This is a genomic window from Pseudomonas sp. R3-56 (genome assembly GCF_051132075.1).
In the GTDB taxonomy this organism is placed as follows: domain Bacteria; phylum Pseudomonadota; class Gammaproteobacteria; order Pseudomonadales; family Pseudomonadaceae; genus Aquipseudomonas.
The window spans coordinates 511,487-528,092 of record NZ_CP071657.1; the positions used below are offsets into that span (position 1 = coordinate 511,487).

The following is a 16,606-nucleotide window of genomic DNA, read 5'->3' on the forward strand; positions in this document are numbered from 1 at the left end:
TCCATTTGATCCCATGTCGTAAACGCACCTTTGCGTGGCGTCCATAGGCATTTGACCTGCCTGCGCCGGCCATACCATCGCATCCAAAGGGCACGACCGAAACGGTCCGTGCCTCACCGAGACGAAAGGCGCACCGCCGCCGCTGGGAGAGACGCGATGTTCAGCAAGCAAGACCAGATCCAGGGTTACGACGATGCACTGCTGGCGGCGATGAATGCCGAGGAGCAACGCCAGGAAGATCACATCGAACTGATCGCGTCGGAGAACTACACCAGCAAGCGCGTGATGCAGGCCCAGGGCAGCGGCCTGACCAACAAGTACGCCGAAGGTTACCCGGGCAAGCGCTACTACGGTGGCTGCGAGCACGTCGACAAGGTCGAAGCCCTGGCCATCGAGCGCGCCAAACAACTGTTCGGCGCCGATTACGCCAACGTCCAGCCGCATTCCGGTTCGTCGGCCAACAGCGCCGTGTACCTGGCCTTGCTGCAAGCCGGCGACACCATCCTGGGCATGAGCCTGGCCCACGGCGGTCACCTGACCCACGGCGCCAAGGTGTCGTCGTCGGGCAAGCTGTACAACGCGGTGCAATACGGCATCGACACCACCACGGGCCTGATCGACTACGACGAAGTCGAGCGCCTGGCGGTCGAGTGCAAGCCGAAGATGATCGTGGCCGGTTTTTCTGCCTATTCCAAGACCCTTGATTTCCCACGCTTCCGCCAGATCGCCGACAAGGTCGGTGCGCTGCTGTTCGTCGACATGGCCCACGTCGCCGGCCTGGTTGCCGCCGGCCTGTACCCGAACCCGCTGCCGTACGCCGACGTGGTCACCACCACTACCCACAAGACCTTGCGCGGCCCACGCGGCGGCCTGATCCTGGCCAAGGCCAACGAAGAGATCGAGAAAAAGCTCAACGCCGCCGTATTCCCCGGAGCCCAGGGCGGCCCGCTGATGCACGTCATCGCTGGCAAGGCGGTGTGCTTCAAGGAAGCGGCGGAGCCGGGCTTCAAGGCTTACCAGCAGCAAGTGATCGACAACGCCCAGGCCATGGCGGGCGTGTTCATCAAGCGCGGCTACGATGTAGTGTCCGGCGGCACCGACAACCACCTGTTCCTGGTCAGCCTGATCCGCCAGGGCCTGACCGGCAAGGACGCGGATGCCGCCCTGGGCCGCGCCCACATCACCGTCAACAAGAACGCCGTGCCGAACGACCCGCAATCGCCGTTCGTGACCTCGGGCCTGCGCATCGGTACGCCGGCGGTGACCACCCGCGGCTTCAAGGTGACCCAGTGCGTCACGCTGGCCGGCTGGATCTGCGACATTCTCGACAACCTCGGCGATGCCGATGTCGAGGCCAATGTCGCGCAGCAAGTGGCGGCCTTGTGCGCGGACTTCCCGGTTTATCGCTGAGTCGGTTTTGGAGTAATGACTATGCAACGCTATTCGGGCTTCGGCCTCTTCAAACACTCACTCAGCCATCATGAAAACTGGCAGCGGATGTGGCGCACGCCGACCCCGAAAAAGGTCTACGACGTGGTTATAGTCGGCGGCGGCGGGCATGGTCTGGCGACCGCCTACTACCTGGCCAAGGAGCACGGCATCACCAACGTGGCCGTGGTCGAGAAGGGCTGGCTGGGCGGCGGTAACACCGCGCGCAACACCACCATCGTGCGCTCCAACTACCTGTGGGACGAATCGGCCCACTTGTATGAACACGCGATGAAACTCTGGGAAGGCTTGTCCCAGGACCTGAACTACAACGTGATGTTCTCCCAGCGTGGCGTCTACAACCTGTGCCACACATTGCAGGACATCCGTGATTCCGAGCGCCGCGTCAGCGCCAACCGCCTCAACGGCGTGGACGGCGAACTGCTCGATGCCAAGCAAGTGGCCGACGAGATCCCATACCTGGATTGCTCGAAGAACACCCGTTATCCGGTGATGGGCGCCACCGTCCAGCGTCGCGGCGGCGTGGCCCGTCACGATGCCGTGGCCTGGGGCTTTGCCCGGGCGGCGGACGCCTTGGGCGTGGACCTGATCCAGCAGACCGAAGTGATCGGCTTCCGCAAGGAAAACGGCGTGTGCATCGGCGTGGAGACCAACAAGGGCTTCATCGGCGCCAAGCGCGTCGGCGTGGTGACCGCCGGTAACTCCGGGCACATGGCCAAGCTTGCCGGTTTCCGCCTGCCGATCGAATCCCATCCGCTGCAAGCGCTGGTGTCCGAGCCGATCAAGCCGATTATCGACAGCGTGATCATGTCCAATGCCGTGCACGGCTACATCAGCCAGTCCGACAAGGGCGACCTGGTGATCGGCGCCGGTATCGACGGCTACAACGGCTACGGCCAGCGTGGCTCGTACCCGGTGATCGAGCACACCATCCAGGCCATCGTCGAGATGTTCCCGGTGCTCTCGCGGGTGCGCATGAACCGCCAGTGGGGCGGCATCGTCGACACCACGCCGGACGCCTGCCCGATCATCTCTAAGACGCCAGTGCCGAACATGTTCTTCAACTGCGGTTGGGGCACCGGCGGCTTCAAGGCGACACCTGGCTCGGGCAACGTGTTTGCCGCGAGCCTGGCCAAGGGTGAAATGCACCCATTGGCCGCCCCTTTCTCCATCGACCGTTTCCACAACGGTGCGTTGATCGATGAACACGGCGCTGCTGCGGTTGCCCACTAACAGGAGAAATCCCCATGTTGCATATCTTCTGTCCTCACTGCTTTGAGCTGCGCTCCGAAGAGGAATTCCATGCATCCGGCCAGGCGCACATCCCGCGTCCGCTGGATCCGAACGCCTGCACCGACGAGGAGTGGGGCGACTACATGTTCTTTCGCGACAACCCTCGCGGCCTGCACCACGAGTTGTGGATTCATGCCGCCGGTTGCCGCCAGTACTTCAACGCGACCCGTGACACCGTGACCTACGAGATTCTCGAAACCTACAAGATCGGTCAAAAGCCGCAATTCACCGACAAGGCTGACAGTCCGAAAGCGGCCGCGCAGGCTCTGGGAGAGAAGGTATGAGCCAGATCAATCGCCTGTCCAACGGCGGACGGATCGACCGCAACAAAGTGCTGACATTCACCTTCAACGGCCAGAGCTACAAAGGCTTCGAAGGCGATTCCCTGGCCGCTGCGCTGCTGGCCAACGGTGTCGACATCATCGGCCGCAGCTTCAAGTATTCTCGTCCGCGCGGCATCTTTGCCGCCGGTGCGGAAGAGCCGAACGCGGTGCTGCAGATCGGCGCCACCGAAGCCACACAGATCCCGAACGTGCGCGCCACGCAACAGGCGCTGTATCAGGGCCTGGTCGCCACCAGCACCAACGGCTGGCCGAACGTCAACAACGACATGATGGGGATTCTCGGCAAGGTCGGCGGCAAGCTGATGCCGCCGGGCTTCTACTACAAAACCTTCATGTACCCGCAATCGTTCTGGATGACTTATGAGAAGTACATCCGCAAGGCCGCAGGGTTGGGTCGCTCGCCGACCGAGAACGATCCGGACACCTACGACTACATGAATCGTCACTGCGACGTGCTGATCGTCGGCGCTGGCCCTGCTGGCCTGGCCGCAGCACTGGCCGCGGCCCGCAGCGGTGCGCGAGTGATCCTGGCCGATGAGCAGGAAGAGTTCGGCGGCAGCCTGCTCGACTCCCGCGAAAGCCTGGACGGCAAGCCGGCGACCGAGTGGGTCGCTGCGGCGGTGGCTGAACTGCGCTCGATGCCCGAGGTGGTGTTGCTGCCTCGCGCCACGGTGAACGGTTACCACGACCACAACTTCCTGACCATCCACGAGCGCCTCACCGATCACCTCGGTGACCGCGCACCGATCGGCCAGGTGCGCCAGCGCATCAACCGGGTTCGCGCCAAGCGTGTGGTGCTGGCGACTGGTGCTTGCGAGCGCCCGCTGGTCTACGGCAACAACGACGTGCCGGGCAACATGCTGGCTGGCGCGGTTTCTACCTACATTCGCCGCTACGGCGTGGCACCGGGCAAGAAACTGCTGCTGAGCACCAACAACGACCACGCCTATCGCGTCGCCCTGGACTGGTTCGACGCCGGCCTGCAAGTGGTGGCCGTCGCCGATGCCCGCAGTAACCCGCGTGGCGCGCTGGTGGAAGAAGCCCGCGCCAAGGGCATCCGCATCCTCACCGGCAGCGCCGTGATCGAAGCCCGTGGCAGCAAGCGCGTCACCGGGGCTCGTGTTGCCGCGATCGACGTCCGCGCCCACAAGGTCACCAGCCCTGGCGAATGGCTGGACTGCGACCTGGTGGCCAGTTCCGGCGGCTACAGCCCGGTGGTCCACCTGGCTTCGCACCTGGGCGGTAAGCCGATCTGGCGTGAAGACATCCTCGGTTTCGTGCCGGGCGAAGCGCCGCAGAAACGCGTTTGCGTCGGCGGTGTGAATGGCGTCTACGGTCTCGGCGATTCCCTGGCCGACGGTTTTGAAGGCGGCGTGCGCGCGGCCAGCGAAGCCGGTTTCAAGGCTGTTGAGGGCGTGTTGCCCAAGGCCCTGAGCCGTCATGAAGAACCGACCCTGGCGTTGTTCCAGGTGCCGCATGAAAAAACCACCGCACGTGCGCCGAAGCAATTCGTCGACCTGCAGAACGACGTCACCGCCGCCGCCATCGAACTCGCCACCCGCGAGGGCTTCGAGTCGGTGGAACACGTCAAGCGCTACACCGCACTGGGCTTCGGCACCGACCAGGGCAAGCTGGGCAACGTCAACGGCCTGGCCATCGCGGCCCGCTCGCTGAACGTGAGCATCCCGCAGATGGGCACCACCATGTTCCGTCCGAACTACACGCCGGTGACCTTCGGCGCGGTGGCCGGTCGGCACTGCGGGCACATCTTCGAACCGGTGCGCTTCACCGCGTTGCATGCCTGGCATGTGAAAAACGGCGCCGAGTTCGAAGACGTCGGCCAGTGGAAACGGCCTTGGTACTTCCCGAAGAACGGCGAAGACCTGCATGCCGCGGTCAAGCGCGAATGCAAGGCCGTGCGCGACAGCGTCGGCCTGCTGGACGCCTCGACCCTGGGCAAGATCGACATCCAGGGCCCGGATGCCCGTGAGTTCCTCAACCGCATCTACACCAATGCCTGGACCAAGCTCGACGTGGGCAAGGCCCGCTACGGCCTGATGTGCAAGGAAGACGGCATGGTCTTCGACGACGGCGTGACTGCCTGTCTGGCCGACAACCACTTCCTGATGACCACCACCACTGGCGGTGCGGCCCGTGTACTGCAATGGCTGGAGATCTACCAGCAGACCGAATGGCCGGACCTGAAGGTGTATTTCACCTCGGTTACCGACCACTGGGCGACCATGACCCTGTCGGGGCCCAACAGCCGCAAGCTGCTGAGCGAAGTCACCGACATCGACCTGGACAAGGACGGCTTCCCGTTCATGACCTGGAAGGAAGGCCTGGTGGGCGGCGTGCCGGCGCGGGTGTTCCGCATCTCGTTCACCGGTGAGCTGTCGTACGAAATCAACGTGCAGGCCGACTACGCCATGGGCGTGCTCGAACAGATCGTCGAGGCCGGCAAGAAATACAACCTGACCCCGTATGGCACCGAGACCATGCACGTGTTGCGGGCCGAAAAGGGCTTCATCATCGTCGGCCAGGACACCGACGGCTCGATGACCCCGGACGACCTGAACATGGGCTGGTGCGTCGGCCGGACCAAGCCGTTCTCGTGGATCGGCTGGCGCGGGATGAATCGCGAAGACTGCGTGCGTGAAGAGCGCAAGCAACTGGTGGGCCTCAAGCCGATCGACCCGAATGTCTGGCTGCCGGAAGGCGCGCAGTTGGTGTTCAACCCCAAGCAGGCGATCCCGATGTCGATGGTCGGCCACGTGACCTCCAGCTATGCGCATAACTCCCTGGGTTATTCGTTTGCGATGGGCGTGGTCAAGGGCGGGCTCAAGCGCCTCGGCGAGCGAGTCTTCGCACCGCTGGCGGATGGTCGGGTGATCGAGGCAGAGATCGTTTCTTCGGTGTTCTTCGATCCGAAGGGGGATCGGCAGAATATCTAGTGGCTTGAGGTCCTGTGGGAGAACGGCATACCGCGTCGGCTTCATCGCGAGCAAGCTCGCTCCCACAGTTGATCGTGTAACCCTTGTGGGAGCGAGCTTGCTCGCGATGACGGCCTGACAGCCACCACAGGGTTTGACCCAACAGCATTCAGACAGGTGCTCCATATGACCGCAGTCAACGTGTACCAACAACGCCCCACCACCGGGGCCAAGGCCGAGTCGTCGCTGCACCATGCCGACCTCGCCAGCCTGGCGGGCAAGGGCCGCAAGAACGCCGGCGTGACCGTGCGCGAGAAAAAACTCCTCGGCCACCTGACCATTCGTGGCGATGGCCACGATCCGGCGTTCGCCGCGGGCGTGCACAAGGCCCTGGGCCTGGAGTTGCCGGGTGCGCTGGCTGTCATCGTCAAGGGCGAAACCAGCCTGCAATGGCTGGGGCCGGATGAATGGCTGCTGGTGGTGCCTTCTGGCGAAGAGTTCGTCGCCGAGCAGAAACTGCGCGAAGCCCTGGGCGACCTGCACATCCAGATCGTCAACGTCAGCGGCGGCCAGCAGATCCTTGAACTGTCCGGCCCTAACGTGCGCGACGTGCTGATGAAATCCACCAGCTACGATGTACACCCAAGCAACTTCCCGGTGGGCAAGGCCGTGGGCACGGTGTTCGCCAAGTCGCAACTGGTGATCCGCCACACGGCTGAAGACACTTGGGAACTGGTGATCCGCCGCAGCTTCTCCGATTACTGGTGGCTGTGGTTGCAGGATGCGGCGGCTGAGTATGGGTTGAGCGTGCAGGCCTGACTCTTGGCCTTGGAATGCTGTCGTGGCGAGGGAGCTTGCTCCCGCTCGGTTGCGCAGCGACCGCAAGATCCTGGGGCTGCTTCGCAGCCCAGCGGGAGCAAGCTCCCTCGCCACAGGGTTCTTTGTCGTTTCGTTAATTTGGAACAGGAGTCACCGCAATGAGCCGCGCCCCAGACACATGGATCTTGACCGCCGACTGCCCCAGCGTGCTCGGCACGGTGGACGCGGTGACCCGCTTTCTGTTCGAGCAGGGCTGCTACGTCACCGAGCACCATTCCTTCGACGACCGGCTCTCGGCGCGCTTCTTCATTCGCGTGGAGTTTCGCCAACCTGACGGTTTCGACGAGCAGAGCTTCCGCGCCGGCCTGGCCGAGCGGGCGCAAGCCTTCGGCATGGTCTTCGAACTGACGCCGCCGAACTACCGGCCCAAAGTGGTGATCATGGTCTCCAAGGCCGATCACTGCCTAAACGACTTGCTCTACCGCCAACGCATCGGGCAGTTGTCGATGGACGTGGTGGCCGTGGTCTCCAATCACCCCGACCTCAAGCCGCTCGCCGACTGGCACCAGATTCCCTACTACCATTTCCCCCTGGATCCGAACGACAAGCCGGCCCAGGAGCGGCAGGTATGGCAGGTGATCGAGGAGACCGGCGCCGAGCTGGTGATTCTTGCCCGCTACATGCAAGTGCTGTCGCCGGAACTGTGCCGCAAGCTCGACGGCAAGGCCATCAACATCCATCACTCATTGCTGCCGGGCTTCAAGGGCGCCAAACCGTATCACCAGGCCTACAACAAAGGCGTGAAACTGGTGGGGGCCACGGCGCATTACATCAACAACGACCTGGACGAAGGTCCGATCATCGCCCAGGGCGTGGAAGTGGTGGATCACAGCCACTATCCCGAAGACCTGATCGCCAAGGGGCGGGACATCGAAGGGCTGACCTTGGCCCGCGCGGTGGGGTATCACATTGAGCGAAGGGTGTTCCTGAACGCCAATCGCACGGTCGTTCTTTAGGCCGACATCGCGAGCAGGCTCGCTCCCACACTATAGGGGAGCACACAGATTCCAATGTGGGAGCGAGCCTGCTCGCGAAGAGGCCCTCCCAAACAACACAGAAACAAGACACAAGCACTAACCCGAGCAATCAACGCGCTGCCTGCCTGGGCAACGCAGTTCCACAAAAACAACAGCGAGGTGAAAGCATGTCTGGTAATCGTGGTGTCGTGTATCTCGGCAACGGCAAGGTCGAAGTACAGAAAATCGACTATCCCAAAATGCAGGACCCGCGCGGCAGGAAGATCGAGCACGGCGTCATCCTGCGCGTAGTCTCCACCAACATCTGCGGCTCCGACCAACACATGGTGCGCGGCCGTACCACTGCCCAGACCGGCCTGGTACTGGGGCACGAGATCACCGGTGAAGTGATCGAAAAGGGCAGCGACGTCGAGAACCTGAAAATCGGTGACCTGGTTTCGGTGCCATTCAACGTTGCGTGCGGGCGCTGCCGTTCCTGCAAGGAGCAACACACCGGTGTCTGCCTGACGGTCAACCCGGCCCGTGCGGGCGGTGCCTACGGTTATGTCGACATGGGCGACTGGACCGGCGGCCAGGCTGAATACGTGCTGGTGCCGTACGCCGACTTCAACCTGCTGAAACTGCCGGACCGCGACAAGGCCATGGAGAAAATCCGCGACCTGACCTGCCTGTCCGATATCCTGCCGACCGGCTACCACGGCGCCGTCACCGCCGGCGTCGGCCCTGGCAGCACCGTCTACATCGCTGGCGCCGGCCCGGTTGGCCTCGCGGCGGCCGCTTCCGCCCGCCTGCTGGGTGCTGCGGTAGTGATCATCGGCGACGTCAACTCCATCCGCCTGGCTCACGCCAAGGCCCAAGGCTTTGAAATCGTCGACCTGTCCACAGACACCCCGCTGCACGAACAAATCGCCGCGCTGCTGGGCGAACCAGAAGTGGACTGCGCCGTCGATTGCGTGGGCTTCGAAGCCCGCGGCCACGGCCATGACGGCGTCAAGCACGAAGCCCCGGCCACCGTGCTCAACTCATTGATGGGCGTGGTCCGCGTGGCCGGCAAGATCGGCATTCCCGGCCTCTATGTCACCGAAGACCCGGGCGCAGTTGATGCCGCCGCAAAAATGGGCAGCCTGAGCATTCGCTTCGGCCTGGGCTGGGCCAAATCCCACAGCTTCCACACCGGCCAGACCCCGGTGATGAAGTACAACCGCCAGCTGATGCAGGCGATCATGTGGGACCGCATCAATATTGCTGAAATCGTTGGCGTGCAGGTCATCAGCCTGGATGACGCGCCGAAGGGCTATGGCGAGTTCGACGCGGGTGTGCCGAAGAAGTTTGTGATTGATCCGCATAAGTTATTTAGTGCGGCGTAAGGTTCGAAGCAAGACGGAAAGAAGGGCGACAGCGATGTCGCCCTTCTTTGTTGATCTTTCATTTTTATTGCTCGCCTCATACATGTACCGAAGCCTGATCATTGGCGGATATGGCGAGCGTGATCAGCCATGGGTTTGCGCCTTAAAGAACTATAGTATTTAAATGAAATATCCTTATAGATGTGAGGGCGGAAAGACTTTATCCCCTCGCTTGCCCCCTTGCCTCGGTAATAATCAATGCCAGGTGCTTTTGAAGGCATGTCGGTTACGTATACCTCCAGTACAACTGTACGTTCGCTTTTTACGAGCAACGAACGAGCGTATTCCTCCGCAACTCCAGGATCTTTAGCTGTGTAAAATCCTTCACCCAATACCAAGTCTTCCGGTTTGCTGTTGGCTCCTGAATATTCTTCCAGAACGCCCCGGTTGAACAATCTTTTTGCGCTGTCATCCGTAGTGCCATGGTAACCCACCAGATACTGCTTGGTCGGCGAGGGTACACCCGCTTTATGGGGGGATTTCTTCATGATCCCCAGCCCCCTCAAAAGAGACTCAAAAATACAGGCGTATGCCCTGAGGGATCCTCGGAATTGACCGGATTTCCCTTGCAATATGCATAAGCATTCAATCCGCCCTTTCCAAACGGACTCCAACTGTCCGGGCTGTTAAACCGCAGCAATATCGGGTTGAACGCCCGGTACCCCTCACCCAGTAAATAATGCCCGGTCACCGGATCTGGCCGTTCTCCGTTGAAGCCGAGCAGGCTGAGCAAGCCATTTTCCCGTGGGCGATGACCATAGGCCGTGTAAGCAAAAGGATGGGGTTGCGCCGCGTCGAGCGCTTGTAAAACAGAACGCTGCTGATCGGTGGCGAGCAAGGTGGTTGTGCTGATTTCATTTTTTCGCTGCTGCTGGGCCAGCAACTGGTCGTCGTGCTGGAAAATTGATCGTTGTACCGAGCCTTGAATCTCTGAGGCCAGGCGCTCCTTCAAATAGAAGCGGTGGGTGCTGGCCTGGGCCGCAGGCGTGCAATAAGCCAGGCGATCGAGAGGATCATAGTGATAGCGGCAAAGTAGCGTTTCGTCTGTAGAAAGCATGGGCTTCGCTCTGAATAAAACAAACCTCGGACGCAGGTCTCAGGCTCAGGCAGATGCACAGGGTTGTCTAGCTAGCAGAAGTGTTAGGTTAGGTGGTCCACTCTGATGGTCCTGGCAAAAAAGTTTCGTTAGAAATGAGACAGACGAGCGACGTAAGCGTCAAGTTGAATAAATAGCTTATGCGCTTTGCCCAGGTGTAAAAGCAGTGCCTCTTCGTAGTGAAACTCCGGTTACTCGCATATTTTTATCTGCGACGCCTCTGACGCCTGCTGCTGAGAAATTCAGAAGCGCGGCAGAAAAATTAGTGCCATTCGGTTCCAGAAAGAAATTTTCCGCCCAGAGTCTGGATTCTTGTAGGTGCGCCGTTGTGTTACTGATTTTTCCACTGTTGACTTGTTGAACTATTGTGCCGAGTGCCTTGGCTTGAGGCATGGTCAAGGCTTTGTTGCCGTGACTCGCCAGATTATTGTTAACGTTGATCAGGGTTGAGACGTACGGCTCCGGATGCGGATCCGTGGCGGCGATGGTATTCAGGTATTGTCTTTCAATAGAAATTGACTCAGCAGGAACCTTACCCCTTGTCACCGCTTGGCCGGTCGTTGTGATCATCTCGTCGAAAAAATTTCTAGAGCCTTTGATAAGCGCCTGAATGGCCGCCAGCACATGGCCCGTAGAGTCTGAAAAATTAACCGGGTCCCCCATGCAGTACGCATAAGCATTCAGCCCCCCCTCCCCAAACGGACTCCAATTGTCCGGGCTGTTGAAACGCATCAACACCGGATTGAACGCGCGGTACCCATTGCCTAGCAGATAATGCCCGGTCACCGGATCCGGCCGTTCGCCGTTGAAGCCGAGCAGGCTGAGCAAGCCGCTTTGCGCAGAGCGGTGACCGTAGGGAGTGTAGGCGAGCGGATGAGGCTGCGTAGCAGTGAGCGCGTGTAATACCGAGCGTTGTGGGTCGGTGGCGAGCAATGTCGTTTCGACGACGCCACCGTGGCGCTGTTGCTGAGCCAGAAGTTGGCCGTCCTGTTGGAAAATCGATCGTTGTACCGAGCCCTGAATTTCGCTGGTCAGGCGCTCTTTCAGGTAAAAGCGCCGGGTGCTGGTCTGGTCCGCTCCTGCGAAGTCGGCCAAGCGATCCAGTGGATCGTAATGGTAGTGGCAGAGTAGTGTTCGCTGGTTCTTCGGCATGGAGTTGACCATGAGATGAAATGAATGGAGCAAAGAACCAGTCGTTAGCTTTTCGAGTTCTTCAACACCACATCGCTGCAACTGAAGAACGTTTCACGGGCAGGGTCTTCATGGCGTTGCCACATGATGAAGATCACTGACCGGCTGTCTGTGGCGTAGCCTGCAGGTAATTGAACGTCCAGGTAATAAGTGCCCGGTCCCTTGGTGTCCGGAGCGAGCGTCACCTTGACGTCAGGGGATTGCTTCAGCGCGGCCCAGTTGAGGTTGTCCGGATCGGTCAGGTAAACCTTGAATTCGCTGGGATCATGCATCTGGCTGGCCACATAAGTGAGCTGCACGCGGCCGTCCTTCACGTCCAGGTCAGTGGTGTGCCAGGCAGCGCTTTTGATGTTGATGCTATTGAAGCGATCCTGCCCGGCGGAGCAAAGTTTCCCGTCGGGAGCGACATCTTCCGGTCTGGTGCCTTCGGGGATGTTTTGCGAGTAGGCGTTCCAATCGTTGAACAGGCGGGCGCGTTCCCAGTCGGCGTCGCCTGCCGCTGTAAAGGCTTCCCGACACGCAGCGTTCTTGATGTTTGCACTGCCATTGTTGAAGTCTTGCTGATCCCAGCAGTAGTACTGGCGGGACGGAGGCATCTGTGATGTACCGTGTTTTATCTCGGGGCTCTTGGGTGGGGGTGTGGCATCAGTGCAACTGATCAAACCGATGCCGGACAGAAGAACGCAGCTCAGGGCGAGGCTCGGATATTTCATTGCAAGCTCCTTTTGAGAGAATTCCTTTAATCCGGGCACGTTGTCCGGTTGGCTACAGCGCAAAGGAAAGTATCTGCCAAGGTCTTACCTTCGACAATCCGAGCTTAGGACCGGCATGAACAGCTGCCTACTGTCAGAGTTGACAGTACTGCGTCAAAAAAAACCGGAGCATGCGGCATGGCCGCGTTCAGGGTTGGCTCGTTATGACTTCGCCGACCCGCTGGCAGAATTGCGAATAGAACGCCTGCGCGTTCATGCCACGGCAATCGTCCTTGATCTGCGCCAGGGCGGCCGGACTGAAGGACAGGCTGCGCGGCATGCTGGCGAAGTTGAAGTAGCCGTCCTGTTGGGTCTTGATGGCATCGAACCCCGGCATGTCATACATCAGTTCGACGTCATCATCGGCAAGCATTCGCGCTTTCACGGTCACTTGGGTATACGCCTTTCCTCCTGGCGCGCCATTCAGCGCCGCCAGGCCGTGGCCGACGATGCGCAGCATGTCCGGCGCCCAATCGTCACCCGCCTCGATGGGCGTGGCGGGGCGGTAGAAAACGGTCAGGCCCTGCTGGTCTCGTGTGACCTGCGTCAGGGCTGGATCATAACGCTTGATGCGGTGCTCGATGGTCAGCCAGGTCTTTTGCGCGTCGCTGACGTCGTCGGCAAGTTCCGGGTTCAACGGGCCGCGCTGGCACTCGCTGACGCCGAAGGCGATGAGCATGCCCGTCAGAATGACCGCGAGGGCGCCCCCACCGATTTGTACGTTCATGGCGTTACTCTGCTGAAAGAAGCCTGCACTGTATTCGATGGCAGGTATTGCTGCACGCGGCAAGCGCGGTGTTGAACAAACCCCGGCTATCCCAGTCCAACGCTCGACTTTGCGCCGCCCCTTTCCGGGCGGCTTTTTCATGTTCCAGAGGATGTCCCGATGAAGGTTTCACGCGGTTTTGCACTGTCTTGCCTGCTCTCGTTGGCAGCCGGCCCGGCCTTCGCACAGTTCAGCCTCGCTGATGCGACAAGCGTGATCTCGGCCATTCAGGGCAACCAGCAGGAGGGGGCGGTGGCGGCTGCGCCGAAAGCCGCCGGGTTGCTCAATACCCTCGGCTCGGAACTCCAGATCACGCCGGAGCAAGCCGTGGGCGGTGCCGGGGCGATGCTCGGGCTGGCCAGGAACCAGCTCAGCGAGGCGCAGTTCTCCGAGCTGAGCAAAAGCGTGCCGGGGCTCGATCAGATCGCCGGGAACAGCGCCATCGGTGGCCTTAACGGCTTGGGTGGCTTGCTGGGCGGCGGGTCGGACAAAAACGCCTTGCTCGACGGCTTGCTCGGTAACGTCAAGGACACCGGTGACCTGAACAATGCCTTCAGCGCGCTGGGCATGGACAGCGGCATGATCGGCCAGTTTGCCCCGATCATCTTGCAGTACCTCGGCCAACAGGGCGTCGCCAGCTCGCTGTTGCAGAACCTGGGCGGTATCTGGGGCGCTGGCGCCGGTATCTGATCAGGCGCTCTCGTTGCGCAGATGAGCAATGCGCTGGTCCTTTTCATGCCAGAGCTGGTTGACCCAGTCCTGCACATGCTGGCGAAAAACCGGGTCGTTTTCGTAGTCGCCCTGCCACAGCGCCGGGTCCAGCTCGCGGGTCTGGATGTCGACGATGACCCTGGGCACCGCGCCGCTGATCAAGTCCCAGAACCCCGGGATGCGCTGCTGCGGATAAACCACCGTCACGTCGAGGATCGCATCCAGTTGCTCGCCCATCGCCGCCAGCACAAACGCCACGCCACCGGCCTTGGGCTTGAGCAGATGGCTGAAGGGCGACTGCTGCTGTTGGCTTTTGGCGGCGGTGAAGCGTGTGCCTTCGAGATAATTCACCACGGTGACTGGCTGACGCTTGAACAGCTCGCAGGCGGCCTTGGTGATTTCCAGATCCTTGCCGGCCAGCTCCGGGTTCTTCGCCAGGAACGCCTTGGTGTAACGCTTCATGAAAGGGTAATCCAATGCCCACCACGCGAGCCCTAGGAACGGCACCCAGATCAGCTCTTTCTTGAGGAAGAACTTGAAGAACGGCGTGCGTCGGTTGAGGGTCTGGACCAAGGCGGGGATATCCACCCATGACTGGTGATTGCTGATCACCAAGTATGAAGTGTCGCTACGCAGGCCCCCACCGCCGCGAATGTCCCATCGGGTGGGGATGCACCAGGCAAAGATCAACTTGTCGATCTCGGCCCAGGTCTCGGCAATCCACATCACCGCCCACGAGGCGTAATCGCGAAGGCGCCCGGGCAGGACCAGTTTGAGCAATGCGAATACCATCAGCGGCCCGAACAGCACCAGGGTATTGAGCAGTAGCAGCAGGGTGACGAAACAGCCGGTGAGCAGGCGGCGCATAGATGACTCTTGCAAACGGGGTGGGCGGGCCATGATAAGCAGCTTCGCGCGGCAGGCCAAATCGGCCTGGACGAAAGTTTCACTTGGGCTTGTATAGGCTGAACCTGCTTTTGTGGCGAGGGAGCCACGGTACGCTTTACCGAACGAATTCATCGGCCACTGTCTAAAATCCCACTCCCACAACGGAAGCCCCTTACATGAAATCCGTTTTAGCCCTGCTTTCCCTGGTGGCCCTCCCCGTGCTCGCCGCCGAACCGACCCTCTATGGGCGCTACGAATACATCGCGCTGCCGGAAATCGGTGGCGAAGTGCTCAAGGCCAAGATGGACACCGGCGCATTGACCGCCTCGCTGTCGGCCAAGGACATCGAGACGTTCACCCGTGACGGCGATGACTGGGTACGTTTCCGCCTGGCGACCAAGGACGCTAGCAACAAGATCTACGAACACAAGATCGCCCGAATCAGCAAGATCAAGACCCGTTCCGAAGAGGACGAGGACGACGACGAAAAGATCGCCCCCAGCAAGCGTCCGGTGGTGGAACTGGAAATGTGTCTGGGTAACGTCAAGCGCACCGTCGAGGTCAACCTGACCGACCGCAGCAGCTTCAACTACCCATTGCTGATCGGTGCCAAGGCCTTGCGTGAGTTCGACGCGGCGGTGAACCCGGCGCGGCGGTTTACGGCGGATAAACCGGACTGTTGAGGGTGCTGTTCAGGATGCGGACGAGGCCCCGGAGATGGTCGATGTTTTCGGGGCTGGGTCGGCGTTGATGTTGTGTAGTGCCGGCAATGAATTTTGCTGATTTAGCGGCAGTCGGTTATTGGCGGATTTCCTTGAGTAGGTCGATATTGGTGAAATTTTTTATATATTCTGCTCGATGTATTTTTGCCTGCTGGAGGTAATGGTTCGGCGCCCATTTAAGGGTGTGGCAGGGTTGAGTTTGTTGTAATTGTTTGTTTTTGGGCGGTTATAAAGATTTTTAAAATGAGAGATGGTTATATCAAAGGGCGTTGTATCGAGCACAGTTTGTCCGCCATATTCGAATTCGTATTTGACGTTCGGATCTGGATATCTATCAAAGTGATAGCCTTGTTTTGCTTTGTTGTAGCCTTCTAAGCTGGTCTTTAGATCAGTTAAATTATCGCTTACGCTGTAGCTGCTTTGGTTTTTCAGTAGCTTTTCATTTTGATCTATCAGATTGGCCTTGCGTTTCATTGATTGCCGATAGCTGCGGTCCGCTGCTAATTTTTTCATTGGGGTTTTGCGTAATCCTTGCTTCGCCAGGTTTTTAAGAAATGCATCCATAACGGGCTTAATGGGTATATGCCCCGTAGGATCCGTCCAGTTAATCGGGTCCCCTGCGCAGTACCCGTACGCATTCAACCCACCGTCCCCAAACGGACTCAGACTGTCCGGACTGTTGAACCGCATCAACACCGGATTGAACACCCTGTACCCGCTACCCAACGAGTAATGCCCTGTCACCGGATCCGGCGGCTCACCGTTAAAACCCAGCAAGCTGAGCAAACCATTTTCCGCTGGGCGATGGCCGTAGGGTGTATAGGCGAAGGGATGGGGGCCGGTTGCATCAAGCACGTTCAACACCGAGTGCTGTTGATCGGTCGCCAGCAGGGCGGTGTTGACCCTTGCATTTTCGTGACGCCGTTGCGCCAACAGCCGTTCGTCGTGCTGGAAGACGCTGCGCTGCACTACGCCTTGTATCTCGGTAGCCAAGCGGCTTTTGCAGTAAAAGCGCTGGATGCCGGCCTGTTCATAAGGCGCACGATCGACCAGGCGGTCCAGCGGGTCGTAGTGGTAGCGGCACAATACAGTTTCGCGGGAAGACGCGGACATCGACCTAGCTCCCTTTGGAGTCGAAAACACTGACCTCGAGCATCCGCCGTTTACAACTACTTGCCCACTATCAGAACTGTCAGTCC

The 16,606-nt window shown here is 60.1% G+C and carries 15 protein-coding genes and 1 pseudogene; 9 read left to right on the top strand and 7 right to left on the bottom strand.

Annotated features, from left to right (window positions below):
- Positions 1–156: 156 nt before the first annotated feature.
- The 7 genes from glyA (at position 157) to fdhA (ending at position 9,242) form a co-directional block, all read left to right on the top strand.
- Positions 157–1,410: a serine hydroxymethyltransferase gene (gene glyA, locus J3P96_RS02415; RefSeq protein WP_030139294.1), complete on the top strand. Its 1,254-nt coding sequence runs from the start codon at positions 157–159 to the stop codon at positions 1,408–1,410.
- A gap of 21 nt (positions 1,411–1,431) precedes the next feature.
- Positions 1,432–2,682: a sarcosine oxidase subunit beta gene (locus J3P96_RS02420; protein WP_007980419.1), complete on the top strand. Its 1,251-nt coding sequence runs from the start codon at positions 1,432–1,434 to the stop codon at positions 2,680–2,682.
- 14 nt (positions 2,683–2,696) lie between these two features.
- Complete coding sequence (locus J3P96_RS02425) at positions 2,697–3,026, top strand: sarcosine oxidase subunit delta (protein WP_434602065.1); 330 nt, start codon at positions 2,697–2,699, stop codon at positions 3,024–3,026.
- On the top strand, positions 3,023–6,040 hold the full coding sequence (locus J3P96_RS02430; RefSeq protein WP_434655115.1) for a sarcosine oxidase subunit alpha: 3,018 nt from the start codon (positions 3,023–3,025) through the stop codon (positions 6,038–6,040). The genes J3P96_RS02425 and J3P96_RS02430 overlap by 4 nt, the downstream gene beginning before the upstream one ends.
- A 165-nt stretch (positions 6,041–6,205) precedes the next feature.
- Positions 6,206–6,838 (top strand): sarcosine oxidase subunit gamma, encoded by a 633-nt coding sequence (locus J3P96_RS02435; RefSeq protein WP_434655118.1) that lies wholly within the window; start codon positions 6,206–6,208, stop codon positions 6,836–6,838.
- Positions 6,839–6,996: 158 nt separating this feature from the next.
- Positions 6,997–7,854 carry a formyltetrahydrofolate deformylase gene (purU, locus tag J3P96_RS02440; protein WP_434571318.1) on the top strand — a complete coding sequence of 286 codons (858 nt, stop codon included), beginning with the start codon at positions 6,997–6,999 and terminating at the stop codon, positions 7,852–7,854.
- Between the two features lie 188 nt (positions 7,855–8,042).
- A complete protein-coding gene (gene fdhA / locus J3P96_RS02445) occupies positions 8,043–9,242 on the top strand; it encodes a formaldehyde dehydrogenase, glutathione-independent (RefSeq protein WP_003177608.1) in 1,200 nt (399 codons plus the stop codon).
- A 98-nt stretch (positions 9,243–9,340) separates the two neighbouring features.
- Here the strand turns inward: fdhA and J3P96_RS02450 are convergent, their stop codons facing one another.
- From J3P96_RS02450 to J3P96_RS02470, 5 genes and pseudogenes are all read right to left on the bottom strand, one after another.
- The gene (locus J3P96_RS02450; protein WP_434655120.1) at positions 9,341–9,769 is read right to left on the bottom strand and encodes a hypothetical protein; all 429 of its coding nucleotides are present in this window, start codon (positions 9,767–9,769) and stop codon (positions 9,341–9,343) included.
- A gap of 35 nt (positions 9,770–9,804) precedes the next feature.
- Positions 9,805–10,338, bottom strand: a pseudogene (locus J3P96_RS02455) (RHS repeat-associated core domain-containing protein); the annotation flags it as partial.
- 177 nt (positions 10,339–10,515) lie between these two features.
- Positions 10,516–11,529 (bottom strand): RHS repeat-associated core domain-containing protein, encoded by a 1,014-nt coding sequence (locus J3P96_RS02460; protein WP_434655122.1) that lies wholly within the window; start codon positions 11,527–11,529, stop codon positions 10,516–10,518.
- Positions 11,530–11,573: 44 nt separating this feature from the next.
- On the bottom strand, positions 11,574–12,164 hold the full coding sequence (locus J3P96_RS02465; RefSeq protein WP_434655124.1) for a lytic polysaccharide monooxygenase: 591 nt from the start codon (positions 12,162–12,164) through the stop codon (positions 11,574–11,576).
- Positions 12,165–12,468: 304 nt separating this feature from the next.
- A complete protein-coding gene (locus J3P96_RS02470) occupies positions 12,469–13,047 on the bottom strand; it encodes a hypothetical protein (protein ID WP_434655125.1) in 579 nt (192 codons plus the stop codon).
- Positions 13,048–13,206: 159 nt separating this feature from the next.
- On the opposite strand from J3P96_RS02470, the gene J3P96_RS02475 reads away from it, so the two are divergent.
- Positions 13,207–13,776, top strand: coding sequence for a DUF2780 domain-containing protein (locus J3P96_RS02475; RefSeq protein ID WP_434571332.1), 570 nt, complete (start codon positions 13,207–13,209; stop codon positions 13,774–13,776).
- Here the strand turns inward: J3P96_RS02475 and J3P96_RS02480 are convergent, their stop codons facing one another.
- The gene (locus tag J3P96_RS02480) at positions 13,777–14,664 is read right to left on the bottom strand and encodes an acyltransferase (protein WP_434655127.1); all 888 of its coding nucleotides are present in this window, start codon (positions 14,662–14,664) and stop codon (positions 13,777–13,779) included. It abuts the gene before it with no gap.
- Between the two features lie 197 nt (positions 14,665–14,861).
- On the opposite strand from J3P96_RS02480, the gene J3P96_RS02485 reads away from it, so the two are divergent.
- Positions 14,862–15,368, top strand: coding sequence for an ATP-dependent zinc protease family protein (locus tag J3P96_RS02485; protein ID WP_305498325.1), 507 nt, complete (start codon positions 14,862–14,864; stop codon positions 15,366–15,368).
- Between the two features lie 159 nt (positions 15,369–15,527).
- Here the strand turns inward: J3P96_RS02485 and J3P96_RS02490 are convergent, their stop codons facing one another.
- Complete coding sequence (locus J3P96_RS02490; protein ID WP_434655129.1) at positions 15,528–16,520, bottom strand: RHS repeat-associated core domain-containing protein; 993 nt, start codon at positions 16,518–16,520, stop codon at positions 15,528–15,530.
- Between the last annotated feature and the right edge of the window lie 86 nt (positions 16,521–16,606).

Bases quoted from the DNA above. Each gene is read 5' to 3' on its own strand.
- J3P96_RS02430 (WP_434655115.1), top strand. From the start codon at position 3,023: ATGAGCCAGATCAATCGCCTGTCCAACGGCGGACGGATCGACCGCAAC.
- J3P96_RS02450 (WP_434655120.1), bottom strand. From the start codon at position 9,769: ATGAAGAAATCCCCCCATAAAGCGGGTGTACCCTCGCCGACCAAGCAG.
- J3P96_RS02470 (WP_434655125.1), bottom strand. From the start codon at position 13,047: ATGAACGTACAAATCGGTGGGGGCGCCCTCGCGGTCATTCTGACGGGC.
- J3P96_RS02485 (WP_305498325.1), top strand. From the start codon at position 14,862: ATGAAATCCGTTTTAGCCCTGCTTTCCCTGGTGGCCCTCCCCGTGCTC.
- J3P96_RS02475 (WP_434571332.1), top strand. From the start codon at position 13,207: ATGAAGGTTTCACGCGGTTTTGCACTGTCTTGCCTGCTCTCGTTGGCA.
- J3P96_RS02420 (WP_007980419.1), top strand. From the start codon at position 1,432: ATGCAACGCTATTCGGGCTTCGGCCTCTTCAAACACTCACTCAGCCAT.
- J3P96_RS02480 (WP_434655127.1), bottom strand. From the start codon at position 14,664: ATGCGCCGCCTGCTCACCGGCTGTTTCGTCACCCTGCTGCTACTGCTC.
- purU (WP_434571318.1), top strand. From the start codon at position 6,997: ATGAGCCGCGCCCCAGACACATGGATCTTGACCGCCGACTGCCCCAGC.
- J3P96_RS02465 (WP_434655124.1), bottom strand. From the start codon at position 12,164: ATGCCTCCGTCCCGCCAGTACTACTGCTGGGATCAGCAAGACTTCAAC.
- glyA (WP_030139294.1), top strand. From the start codon at position 157: ATGTTCAGCAAGCAAGACCAGATCCAGGGTTACGACGATGCACTGCTG.
- J3P96_RS02435 (WP_434655118.1), top strand. From the start codon at position 6,206: ATGACCGCAGTCAACGTGTACCAACAACGCCCCACCACCGGGGCCAAG.
- J3P96_RS02490 (WP_434655129.1), bottom strand. From the start codon at position 16,520: ATGTCCGCGTCTTCCCGCGAAACTGTATTGTGCCGCTACCACTACGAC.
- J3P96_RS02460 (WP_434655122.1), bottom strand. From the start codon at position 11,529: ATGCCGAAGAACCAGCGAACACTACTCTGCCACTACCATTACGATCCA.
- fdhA (WP_003177608.1), top strand. From the start codon at position 8,043: ATGTCTGGTAATCGTGGTGTCGTGTATCTCGGCAACGGCAAGGTCGAA.
- J3P96_RS02425 (WP_434602065.1), top strand. From the start codon at position 2,697: ATGTTGCATATCTTCTGTCCTCACTGCTTTGAGCTGCGCTCCGAAGAG.